The organism is Streptomyces sp. NBC_01474, assembly GCF_035918215.1.
Classification (GTDB): Bacteria; Actinomycetota; Actinomycetes; order Streptomycetales; family Streptomycetaceae; genus Streptomyces; species Streptomyces aureus.
Map to the genome: position 1 here is coordinate 9,149,951 of NZ_CP109449.1, position 11,601 is coordinate 9,161,551.

6 protein-coding genes and 1 pseudogene are annotated in these 11,601 nt (G+C 69.7%); 1 reads left to right on the forward strand and 6 read right to left on the reverse strand.

Annotated elements, in window-relative coordinates; all coding sequences use genetic code 11:
* Positions 1-59: 59 nt before the first annotated feature.
* The 6 genes from OG758_RS41870 to OG758_RS41895 all read right to left on the reverse strand — a co-directional run bounded on the left by OG758_RS41870 (position 60) and on the right by OG758_RS41895 (position 10,830).
* Positions 60-1,157, reverse strand: a complete 1,098-nt coding sequence (locus tag OG758_RS41870; RefSeq protein WP_326714660.1) for an ABC transporter substrate-binding protein — start codon at positions 1,155-1,157, stop codon at positions 60-62.
* Between the two features lie 191 nt (positions 1,158-1,348).
* Positions 1,349-2,461, reverse strand: a complete 1,113-nt coding sequence (locus OG758_RS41875; protein WP_326714661.1) for an aldose epimerase family protein — start codon at positions 2,459-2,461, stop codon at positions 1,349-1,351.
* Positions 2,462-2,695: 234 nt separating this feature from the next.
* On the reverse strand, positions 2,696-3,724 hold the full coding sequence (locus tag OG758_RS41880) for a LacI family DNA-binding transcriptional regulator (protein WP_326714662.1): 1,029 nt from the start codon (positions 3,722-3,724) through the stop codon (positions 2,696-2,698).
* Positions 3,725-4,061: 337 nt separating this feature from the next.
* Positions 4,062-6,461 carry a beta-L-arabinofuranosidase domain-containing protein gene (locus OG758_RS41885; protein ID WP_326714663.1) on the reverse strand — a complete coding sequence of 800 codons (2,400 nt, stop codon included), beginning with the start codon at positions 6,459-6,461 and terminating at the stop codon, positions 4,062-4,064.
* A gap of 136 nt (positions 6,462-6,597) precedes the next feature.
* Complete coding sequence (locus OG758_RS41890; RefSeq protein WP_326714664.1) at positions 6,598-9,201, reverse strand: PA14 domain-containing protein; 2,604 nt, start codon at positions 9,199-9,201, stop codon at positions 6,598-6,600.
* A 153-nt stretch (positions 9,202-9,354) separates the two neighbouring features.
* Positions 9,355-10,830, reverse strand: coding sequence for a glycoside hydrolase family 47 protein (locus OG758_RS41895; protein WP_326714665.1), 1,476 nt, complete (start codon positions 10,828-10,830; stop codon positions 9,355-9,357).
* 413 nt (positions 10,831-11,243) lie between these two features.
* Between OG758_RS41895 and OG758_RS41900 the strand changes: the two are divergent.
* Positions 11,244-11,462 (forward strand): annotated as a pseudogene (locus OG758_RS41900) (twin-arginine translocation signal domain-containing protein); the annotation flags it as partial.
* Positions 11,463-11,601: the final 139 nt, after the last annotated feature.

Consider the following 11,601-nt stretch of genomic DNA (forward strand, 5'->3'; position numbering starts at 1 on the left):
GGATCAGGGGCGGGGTGGGCCGGCGCGGGCCCACCCCGCCCCGTCCGCCTGAAGCCGTGTCAGAAGGCCTTGCCGATGTCCGACTTGGCGTTCTTCGCGTCGTAGGCCCCGTCCTGGATGATGACGTCCTGGGGGACTTCCTTGCCCTGGGTGAACGTGTCGAGGGTCTGGAAGGCGAGCGGGCCGAAGCGCGGGTTGGACTCGATGACACCGCTGATCCAGCCGTCGACGATGCCTTGGACCGCGTTGCGCGTTCCGTCGACCGTCACGATCTTCACGTCGCCGGCCTTCTTGCCGGCGCCCTTGAGCGCGGCGACCGCTCCGAGGCCCATCTCGTCGTTCTCGGCGTAGATCCCCTTGATGCCGGGCTTGGACTGGATCAGCTGCTCGGTGACCTGCTGGCCCTTCTCGCGGGCGAAGTCGCCGGTCTGCTGGAAGACGACCTTGAGGTCCGGGGCCTTCTCCTTGATGCGGTCCTTGAAGCCCTTGGTGCGCTCGGTCGTGACGTTGTTGCCCGCGGCGCCGAGCAGGATCGCGACCTCGCCCTTGCCGCCGGTCGCCTCGATCATCTGGTCGGCGGCGCGCTTGCCCTGGTCGACGAAGTCCGAGGCGATGAAGCTGACGTAGTCCTTGCACGCCGTGGCGTTGATCTTGCGGTCGATGGTGACGATCGGCACCTTCTTGGCCGCGGCGGCCTTCAACACCGGCTCCCAGCCGTCGGAGTTGAGCGGGGCGATCACCAGCAGATCGGCGCCCTTGGCGAGGAGGTCCTGCACATCGCTGATCTGCTTGGAGAACTGCGACTGGGCGTTGGCGGTGAGCAGCTTCAGACCGCGCTTGCTCGCCTCGGCCTTGATCGAGGCCGTCTCCGCGATCCGGAAGGGGTTGGCCTCCTTCTCGGACTGCGAGAAGCCGACCGTGGCGTTCTTGAGGTCGAGCTTCTTCCCGCCGTACGCGTCGATCGTGCAGCCCTTGCTGCCGGGCTTCGGCGTGACGACCTTCTGGCCCGCGTCGGCGGCCGACGCGGAGGAGTCGGACTTGTTCGCGGCGTCGTCCTCGGACTTGGCGCAGCCGGAGGCGGTGAGGGCCATGGCGGCGGCCAGGGCCACGATCACAGGGCGGGCGGTGAGGTGGCGGCGGTGGGCGAAGTGCTTCATGGTGACCCCGATCCGGGTGACGCGGCGACGGAGGGTTGGCAGGGAGCAGTGAGGGCGGCGCGTATGCGGCTCGACGAGGCGAGAGCCTCGACCAGTCCGCCCGCAGGAGTTTTTACATCGTTGAAAGGAGGGTGTAAAGCCTTTGTACGGGACGTGACCGCCCTGTGATTCGGGTGGGCGTCCGACCGCGGTCAACGTGCGACCGCTGTGAGGTGCGGGAAGCCGAACACGGTCCGGCTGCGCAGGGCCTGGTCCGGGCGCAGGACGGTGCTCGGATAGTCGGGACGGTTGGGTGAGTCGGGGAAGTGCTGCGTCTCCAGGCACAGGCCTGAGTGGGCGCCCAGCCTGCGGCCCAGCAAGTCGCCGAACCCGCCGTCGAGTTGCTGCCCGGCGTAGACCTGGAGTCCCGGCTCGCTGGTGTGCACCTCGAGCACGCGCCCGCTGCCGGGGTCCTCGAGTCGGGCAGCACGGCGCACGCCCAACTGCCCCTCGCCGGACGGACGGTCGTGGTCGTCGAGCACCCAGCAGTGGTCGTAGCCGCCGGCGCGCGCCAACTGCTCGTCGGGCTCGGCGATCCGCGCACCGATCCGCCGTGCCCGGGTGAAGTCGAACGGCGAACCGGCCACCGGTGCGGGTGTCCCAGGGAGCGGGAGGCCCGTCTCGTCGATGGGCAGATACGCGGAGGCGTCCACCGTCAGCAGGTGGTCGAGCACCCCTCGGTCCGGGTTGCCGGAGAGGTTGAAGTAGGCGTGGTGCGTCAGATTGACGGGCGTGGGGCGGTCCGTGACGGCGTGGTAGTCGAGCGTCAGGGATCCGTCGGACGCGAGGGTGTAGGTGACGGACACCTGGAGCGAACCGGGAAAGCCCTGGTCGCCGTGCGGACTGTCCAGGCTCAGCCGCACACTCGCGGCGCCGTCCGGCCGTTCGCACGGCTCGGCACGCCACAACCGGCGGTCGAACCCGTCGGCCCCGCCGTGCAGCGAGTTGCCCCGGTCGTTGCCGGGGATGTGGTGCCGCGTTCCGTCCAGGGTGAACGTGCCCGCGGCGATGCGGTTGGCGAACCGCCCCACCACGGCGCCGAGATACGCGCCGTGGGTGGCGTAGTGCTTCACGTCCGGGAGGCTCAGGACGACCTCGGCGGGCGGCCGGCGTTCGGGGCCGGGGACACGCAGGGAGTGCAGTACGGCGCCGTACGTCAGCACGGCGGCCTCAACTCCGCTCGCACTGCGCAGAGTCCAGCGTTCGACCGGGAGGCCCGAGGGGGTGGCGCCGAAGGGTGCCGGGAATGGGACGGCGAAGGACATGGGCTCCTCGCGGGGGTGAGGGCCGGGCTCCGTCCGGCGCCGGACGCGGGCGATGCCGACGGGGCGCGGACGGAGCCGGAGACCGGCAGCTGCGGACGCCTGGACATTACAACGTTGTAAGGGGCCGGTACAGGTATCTGCTCGGGTCTTTCGGATATCCGGCGCCTGCCCGGTCGGGGATTTCGGCGGGAAGCCCCTGTGCCGGCGGAACGGGCACGCGGTCCCGCCGCCCGCCTACGTGCTCCGTCCGGCCTGTGTGCTCCGCCCCAGCGTGCTCTCACGCGCGATGAGCCGGTAGTCCGCCCAGACGCGGCGGGGTTCGGGCGCCTTGCCGCTGAGCCGGGCGAGGACCGACTCCACCGCCATCCGCGCGATGGCCTCCTTGTCCGGAGACACGGAGGTGAGCGTGACCGTCCCGAAGTGCCCCTCGACGACGTCGTCGAAGCCGACCACGGCGACGTCCTCCGGCACGCGCATGCCGCGCTCCGACAGCACCCGCATCGCTCCGATGGCGATGGGGTCGTTGTACGCGAACACGGCGTCGGGCCGGCGCCCGGTCTCCAGGATCCGGGTCATCGCCGCCGCGCCGTCCGCGTGCCCCCAGCCCTCGGTCGTCGCGATCAGCCCGTCGTCCACGGAGAGGCCCGCCGAGAGGAGCTCCTCGCGCCACCCCTGAAGACGCAGGTGGGCGGGTTGGCTGTGGCCGCGGCGGGCGCCGATGAACGCCACCTCGCGGCGCCCCAGATCGATGAGGTGGCGCACTGCGGTACGGGCCGCTGCGACGTTGTCCACCGCGATGTGGTCGTAGGGCAGGTCGTAGTGGCGCTCGCCGAGCAGGACCAGAGGCACGTTCTCCGTGCGCTCACGGAGGTCCTCCGCCTCCAGCTCGATGGGGCTGAGGATCAGGCCGTCGATGACGCGGGCGCGGAAACCCTGGCTGACCAGGACCTCCTGTTCGCGCCGGCCGCCCGTGTGGTCCAGGAGCACGATGTAGTCGTGCAGGGCGGCGGCGTCGATCACCGCGGCCGCGAGCTCGGCGAAGTACGGGTTGCCCAGCTCGGGCAGGGCGAGGGCGATGATGCCCGTCCGCCCCTGACGCAGGTGCCGCGCGGTGAGGTTGGGCCGGTAGCCGAGCTCGTCGATCGCCTGCTGCACCCGCTCGCGCATCGCGGGTGTGACGTGCTGGTAGTTGTTCACCACATTCGAGACGGTCTTGATCGACACGCCCGCACGCGCGGCGACGTCCTTGAGGCTGACCCGCACAACATTCCTTCCGGTGGCCTGCCGGGCGCCGGGACCGTTGCGTGCCCGCACGGCGCCGGAGCCATGGCCCCGGCGCAAAGGCTCTGGAGCCGGGCTTGCAACGTTATACGTCCGCTTGGCGAAAGGTGGCAAGGGGAACGGATTTACCCGGCACCGGCAGCCGGACCAGCAGGGGAACCGGACCCGGGCACACCGGACTCACGACGCATCTAACCCCTGGCACGCAGGGCGCCCGGCACACCGGCCCCTGACACACAGGACCCCCGGCGCACCCGTCCCCGGCACCGAGGCCGTGACGCGCCGGGACACCCCCTGCGCGCCACGCTCGGTCACGACGTCAGAGCAGCCGCCACAAGTGGTCGTCCGTCCCGTTGTCGTCGAACTGGACGACCTGCGCGCTGTCCGCCGTCGACATCCCGTCCACGCCGAGGACCTTGCCGCTGTTTTTGTTGCGGATCCGGTACCACCCGTCCCCGCTGTCGACCAGCGCCCACAGGTGGTCGGTGGTGCCGTTGTCCTCGTACTGGACGACGTGTGCGCTGTCCGCCGTGGACATCCCGTCGACCCCGAGGACCTTGCCGCTCTGGCCGTTACGGATCAGATGCCAGCCGTCGCCCTTGTCGACGAGCTGCCACGCGTGGTCGCCCGTACCGGAGTTGGCGAACTGGACGACGCGGGCGCTGTTCTCCGTCGACATGCCGTCGACCGCCAGAACCTTCCCGCTGTGCTTGTTGGCGATGCGCCGGAACGCGGGCTCCGGCGTCCATGGCCTGCCGTCGGGCGAGGCCTGGGGAAACGCCGTGATCCGCAGCCGGGCCGCGCCCATCGGGACGAGTGTCACGGTCTCGACGGGCGCGTCGCTGCGGGCCGGTCCGCCTTGCAGGGGCGCGACGACGTGCTCGTCGTCCGCGACCCACTCCTCGATGCGACGGGCACGCGCGGTGATGTGCACCGGTGTCGTCCCGTGGGTGAACGGGTTGTCCCCGACCGGGCCGCCGTCGCGCCGGAACGAGAGCCCGGCGTCGGGCGACAGGCCGTAGTTCCAGGCGGAGGTCGCGTGCACCTCGTAGTGGGGGAAGGTGTCGTCGCCCGCGTAGCGCTCGTACTGCTCGCCGATCTTCAGGGAGTAGGTGAGCGGTCCGTGGTCGACGCTGACGGCGTCGTGATTGTCGGGCCAGTGGCGTACGGAAGTGCGCTGCGGCAGGCGCAGCGTCACCACGTCCCCGTCGTGCCAGGTGCGCTCCACCTCGGCCCAGACCGGTCCGTCCTCGGCCGCCAGGCGCTTGCCGTTGACGAGGAGCTCGGGTCCGCGGCACCACCCCGGGATACGCAACCGGAGCGGGAAACGTACAGGCTTCGGGGTGGAGAGCCTGAACTCGACGGTCTCGGTGAAGGGGTAGCCGGTCTCCTCGACGATGGTCACCTCGGTGCCGCCGGCGACCCGCGTACGGACCGTGCAGGGGGCGTACATGGCGGCGGCGAGCCCGTCGCCGGGCGTCGCGAGCCACAGCTCCTCGTTGAAGTAGGGCCAGCCCATGCCGTAGTTGTGCGGGCAGCAGCGGTACTGGTCGACGCCGGGCTGCAAGGACTGCATGGCGAAGCCGTTCTGGAACTGCCCCTGCGTCTTCGGGGTGTTGTCCAGGTCGACGCTGTTGGCGCTGGTGACGTAGTGCAGGGACTTGCCCTGAGGGTCCAGTGCGGCGGGCAGCATGTTGAAAGCGAGTTCCTCGCAGCGGTCCGCCCACACCGGGTCACCGGTGATGCGTGTGAGCAGTTCATGGCTGGCCATGAACTCGACGATGCCGCACGTCTCGAAGCCCTGACGGGGGTCCCCGAAGCCGGGCCGGTAGTTCTCGTCGCCCGCCATGCCACCGCCGGGGAACTGGCCGTACGCACCCATCACGGCGTCGTAACCGCGGTACGTGGCCCGGGTCAGCTCGGCCGAGCCGGTGAGCTGCGCGTACTGGGCCGGCTCACGGAATCCCTGGGCGATGTTCACGTTGTGGCGCGAGGGCGTGCCGCCCGTCCAGTCCGCCCCGAGGGTGTGCATCTTGCCCGCCAGGTCGAGGAGGAACTTCTCCCCGGTGCGGCGGTACAGCCACACCACGATGTCGAGCCCGTCGCCCCAACGGTACGAAACCCAGCTGGAGTTGAAGGCCCCGGCACCCTGGGCGTTCATGAAACTCAGGAAGCGCGTGACGAACGGGACGACGCGCCGGTCGCGCGAGTACTCCTCGTAGGTCCGCAACGCCATCAGCAGCGGCAGGAACGGCCAGAAGTCCGGACCGCCGTTGAGCGAGGTGCGCAGCGCGCGCGGGCCGAAGAAGCCGTCGCTCTCCTGCGTGGCGAGGATGGCGTCGATCCACTCGCGCGAACTGGCCAGGGCGTGCTCGTCACCGGTGGCGACGGCGAGCGGTACGTAGCCGCGCAGCCAGTACGGCAGTTCCTCCCACGCGCCGCGCTCGGGGTGCACCCAGCCGGTGTTGTCGAAGTCCAGGAAGTGGGAGAGGTCCTCGTACCGGCCGCACAGCCCGTCGAGCTGGAGCTTCAGCTGTCCGGCGAGCCAGCCACGGGCGGTGACACTGCCGGAGGGCAGCTTCCGGAACGCGTCCGGGAGCAGAGTGCCGGCCGACGGGCGTGAAGCCGCCGCCACGGACGTGGCGAACGGGCCGCCGAGGGCCGCGGCGCCCAGGCCCAGGGCGCCGGCACCGAGAAGAGCGCGTCTGCTGACAGGCATGCGGGTGCTCCTGTTCGGGAGTACGGGGGAGGGGATACGAAAGGCCGCGCTCGCGCCAGGAGGGCGAGCCGTGCCCCGGTCCCCCTTCCGCCCCGACGAAGGCGGAAGGGGGACCGGGGCACATGTCAGACCGTGCTCAGCTGCCGGAACAGCCGGCCACGGTCGCCTGCGAGGCGTCGCGGATCAGCGCGTCCTGCGCCGCCTTCACCCGCTTCACATCCGGCTTGACGATCTTGCGGTCGTACGTCATCAGGCCGTTGAGCTCACCCTCGACGTCCGATATCTGCGTGTACACGGCGCCGTTGCTGCCCTGGCAGGCCAGCTTGTGCACCTCGGCGAGCCGCGCGAGGTAGTCGTCCGTGTACTTCGCCGGGTCGACGTCCACGTACGACTGCTGCACCGCCCAGGCGTGACCGGGCACCGCGAGGCCGAGGCCGCCGTACTCGCCGCTGACCAGGGCGCGCTTTCCGTCGGGATGCGGCGGCAGGGCCGGGCTCGGGTAGCCGTGCTCGTCCATGATGTCGCCGGTCCCGCCGTCCGCCCCGAGGTTGAGGCCCGACATGTTGTTGACCAGCCGCGTCGGGTCCCAGGCCTTGGCCTGTTCGGCGATGCGACCCACGTCGTACTGGCCCCAGCCCTCGTTGAAGGTGACCCACATGACCACCGAGGGGTGGCTGCTGTGCTGGTCGATCATCGTCTTCATCTCGCGCTCGTACTCGGCGCGCGCGGCCGCGTCCGGCGCCGCGCTCATGGCGGGCATGTCCTGCCACACCATCAGACCCAGCTTGTCCGCCCAGTAGAACCAGCGGTCGGGCTCGACCTTGATGTGCTTGCGGACCGAGTTGAAGCCCATCTGCTTGTGCATCTTCAGGTCGTAGGCCAGCGCCTCGTCCGTCGGCGCGGTGTGCAGACCGTCGGGCCAGAAGCCCTGGTCGAGCGTGGCCATCATGAAGACGGGCTTGCCGTTGAGGAGGGTGCGCGGAGTGCCGTTCACCTTCTCCACGGAGATGGAGCGCATCCCGAAGTAACTGCCGACGCTGTCCTTGCCGACGTTCACCTTGAGGTTGTAGAGGAACGGGTCGTCGGGCGACCACAGATGCGCCTTGTCGATCTTCAGGGTCAGCGGCGCGCCGGTGACCCCGCTCGCCGTGGCGACCCTGCGCTTGCCGTCGTACGCCGTCGCCGTGACCGGCACGCCGTCCCGTACGCCCTTGGCCTCGACGGTGGCCGTGCCCGCCTTGACGTCCGGGGTGATCTTGAGGTCGGCGGCGTGATCGGCCGCGACCGGCTCCATCCACACGGTCTGCCAGATGCCGGAGGAGGGGGTGTACCAGATGCCGCTCGGGTCGAGGCGCTGCTTGCCGACCGGCGGGTTCTCGCCGCCCTGCGCGTCCGTCGGGTCGTAGACGCCGACGATCAGTTCCTGGGTGCGCCCCGGCTTCAGCGCGTCCGTGATGTCGGCGCTGAACTTGTCGTAGCCGCCCTTGTGGTCGGCGACCTTCTTGCCGTTGACATACACCTCGGACTGCCAGTCGACGGCGCCGAAGTTCAGCTGGAGGCGCTTGCCGTCACCGACCTTCCAGCCCGCGGGGACCGTGAAGGTGCGGCGATACCACATGCGGTCCTCGTGGCGCTCGATGCCGGAGAGCTGCGACTCGACCGGGTAGGGCACGAGGATCTTCTCACCGAGCTGCTTGCCGACCGGCGGCTTGTCACCGGACTTCGCCGCGGCGAACTGCCACTCGCCGTTGAGGTTCTGCCAGGCGTCCCGGGTGAGCTGCGGGCGCGGGTACTCGGGGTGGGCGTTCTTCGGGCCCACCTCGTCCGCCCACTTGGTGCTCAGCTCGTACTCGGAGTCGTTCGGGCCGCTGCTCCAGAACTGGCCGACGGCCTTGTCGCCGGTGCCGGTCAGCCCGCCCTTGCCGTCGTACGTGACATCGGCTTGGCCGGACGCGCCGCCGCCCTTCTTGCCCACGACCGGCTCCTTGAGCCCGATGAGCAGGGTGCGGGGGTCGGCCGGGTCGGCCTTGATCGTGGAGAGCGGCCACTGGGCGCCGCCGATCACGGCCTGGAGGTGATCCGCGAGGCCGGCCGGCGGGGCCGCGAGGGACTGCGCGAAGTCGAGCTTGAGGGTACGGCCGTCCTTGAGGACGGTCGTGGATATCGCCCCGTCGTAGTCCCAGCCGTCGGGCAGCCGGAAGGCGGAGGAGGGGATCGCTTCCTTGGTCTCGCCCGGCTCGGTCCAGCGCAGATGGAGGTTCGAGCCGCCGAAGTGCTCGAAGTACTCGACCTTGATGTCGTACGCCTTGCCGGCCGTCAACTCGACGGGCTGGGAGTTCTGTTCCTTGTCCCAGTCGTCGACCCAGTGGTCGATGGCGAGCTTGCCGTCGACCCAGAGCCGGAAGCCGTTGTCGCCGGTGATGGAAAACGTTGTCGCGCCGGTCTTCTCCGGTACGACCTTGCCCGTCCAGCGCACACTCGCGTCGTCGGCCTGGCCGGTGGCCGTCCGCAGCCGCGGCTCGAGGGTGTCGAAGTCGAGTTTCGGGTCGAAGCCGGTGGCCTTGAGTTCGTGGAAGTCGAAGGCTCCGGAGGCGGACTGGGTGTAGTACTCGCCCTTCAGGCCGTGGGGTTCGACCGGGTCGTCGGCCGCTGTCGCCGACGGTGACACGGTCAGTGCCGCGAGGCCCAGTCCCGCGGCCAGCAGCATGGCCAGTCGGCCTCTGAGTCGTTTGGTGCGCACGAATCCTCCTTGACTGAGGAAGGGGGGCGGCTCGTCGTCTGCGTCTGTACAACGTTGGAAGGAACGGGCAGTTGGCATGACAGCACGCCCTCAGGTGCGCTGTCCAGGGTCATGACAAGACGACCCTCGGTTACCGCGTGGGGCCGGCCGGGATCAGCGCACGCCGCGCAGCAGCTTGCCCTCGGTCGAGAGATAGCCGGTCCGGTAGTCGTAGCGCGGGGCGGCGGCGAAGGTGAGGTAGAGGTACTTCATGTTCTCGGCGAACCAGTACGCGGGAGTCAGGTCTCCGAGCGCCATCGGCGAGACGGTCACGTCCGACGCGATGGTGTAACCGCCGTCGACGCGCAGGTTCTTCATCCCCTGGAAGTACGTCCACGCGGTGTCGCGCCACTCCTGCCGGCCGTTCAGCTGGAAGAGGTTGAACGCGGAGTTCACGTACTCCGGCCTGAGCTGGTTGCCCTTCTGCGTCGCCGAGAAGTCGGTGTAGTCGATCTCCTCCGGCAGGACGGGATAGCGCTGCATCACCGCAGACCAGGACCGGTAGTACGCCTCACCCTGCGGCTGGTCGCCGCCCATCGCGAGGAGACCGCCGTAGAACGAGGCGAGCTCCGAGGCGCGGGTCCCGGTGGTCTTTCCGGTGTTCATGTCGGCCTGGCGGAACCACAGATGGCCGTCGACGGTCACCGACTGCCGCCGCAGGATCGCGCGCGTGGTCTCGCGGTACCAGTTGAGCAGATCCCGGTCACCGAACAGCTCCCAGCCGCCCCACAGGTACTCGTAGAACGAGTCCACCGGCGGGTTCGGAGCCGTGTCGGTCCCGTCGGCCCACTTCCCGGTCTCGACGTTCAGCGACGTACCGAGCAGACCGAGCGGAGAGATCCGCCGCATCGTCTCGCGATAGGCCTTCTTCGCAGCCTGGTAGTACTTCTGATCGCCGGTCAGTTGGGACAGCACCCCGAACTCGAGGATGTTCGTGCCCACTTCGGCCAGCGGCGGCGTGTTCCCCGAGACGGCACCGGTACGCATGTTGACCTGCGTGTACGGGATGCCGGTCGGCGACTTCGTGAACGCCGGGAGCAGCCGGTCCGCCGCCTCTCGGGTCAGCTCCAGGAGCTTCGGCCTGCGGGTCACCAGATAGCCGGACAGCAGGCCGCCGACCACGCGGATGATCGCCTCGAAGACATGGAAGTCGCCGTCGATGTCGAGGTCGAGATGCTTCTCCAGGTAGTCGCAGCTCAACTTCAGCTCGTCGTCGAGCTCCATCACGTAGAGCGTGTCCAGTGCCTCGATCACCGACAGCGCGACGGGACGGCCGGGGACGAAGAACTCGCTGCTCGTGCCGGACACCGGCTTGACCTCGTCGTGCCCCCAGGCGGCCTTCTTGTAGCCGTTCCAGCCATGGAGGAACTCGGCGCGGACCTGGGCCGCCTTCGCGCGGTCCGCCGGGGGCAGATGGCGGCCGCCCGGACTTGCGGAGGGCCTCGTGGCGGCCCCGGCGAGCGGGGAGCCGAGCAGCCCGGAGGCCGCGGCGGTGGCGCCGAGCAGGGCGGAGCCGCGCAGGACGCCGCGGCGGCTGAGACTTCTCCTGCCGGGGGAGGAGGGGGAGGGGGAGGGGAAGGTCGAAGTCATGCGGGGATCTCGCCTTCTGCCCGACAGCCCACGGCTGCAGGGCAATTGATAACGTTGTCATCCTTCACGGGGGCGCTGTTGCCGAGTACGGAGGGGCCTCGGGGTGCTGACGGGTTGTCGGAGAAGATAGCGCTCGGCGCTCTTGTTCACGGCCTCGACTCGCAGCCGCGCGGACCGCGGGTGCGGAGGCGGTGCTTCACCACGTGCTTTACAACGTTATATGAGCCGGGTGGTCCGGAGGCAAGAGTGCGGTCGTGCCCAATTCCGCCTGTCCTGCGAGGCCCTGACGGATGGGTGGACACGGTGCCGCGCCCGTGTTGTCATGCTCCACGGCGCCGCAGTCCTCGATCGAGTGCAACCGGCCGTGTGACAACGATGTCATCTCTACTTCTCCCAAGGAGCAGTGATCGCCGATGGTGTCCCGAAGAAGCCTTCTCCAGGCAAGCGGTGCGGCCCTCGCGGCGGGAGGACTGGGTATGGGCCTGCCGCACCCGGCCGGTGCCGCCGAATCCGCTGCAGCCCGCCCCCTCCTCCCGTCCTTCGGCCGCCCCGCCCACCTCGACGTCGCGGACGTCAGCGCTCTCGACGGCCACGACCAGCTGCTCCTGACGACCCTTCAGGGCGTCGTCAACCGCCGCCGCCCGCGCCTGTACTTCAACTTCGACAGCGGCGACGTGGACCTGCGCTGGCTGCCCGGCACCGGCGCCGCCGTCACCCGCCACGACCACGCGACGGACCTCGTACGCCGCTACCGCGACGAGGTACGCGGAG

Bases quoted from the DNA above. Each gene is read 5' to 3' on its own strand.
- OG758_RS41885 (WP_326714663.1), bottom strand. From the start codon at position 6,461: ATGCCTGTCAGCAGACGCGCTCTTCTCGGTGCCGGCGCCCTGGGCCTG.
- OG758_RS41875 (WP_326714661.1), bottom strand. From the start codon at position 2,461: ATGTCCTTCGCCGTCCCATTCCCGGCACCCTTCGGCGCCACCCCCTCG.
- OG758_RS41895 (WP_326714665.1), bottom strand. From the start codon at position 10,830: ATGACTTCGACCTTCCCCTCCCCCTCCCCCTCCTCCCCCGGCAGGAGA.
- OG758_RS41870 (WP_326714660.1), bottom strand. From the start codon at position 1,157: ATGAAGCACTTCGCCCACCGCCGCCACCTCACCGCCCGCCCTGTGATC.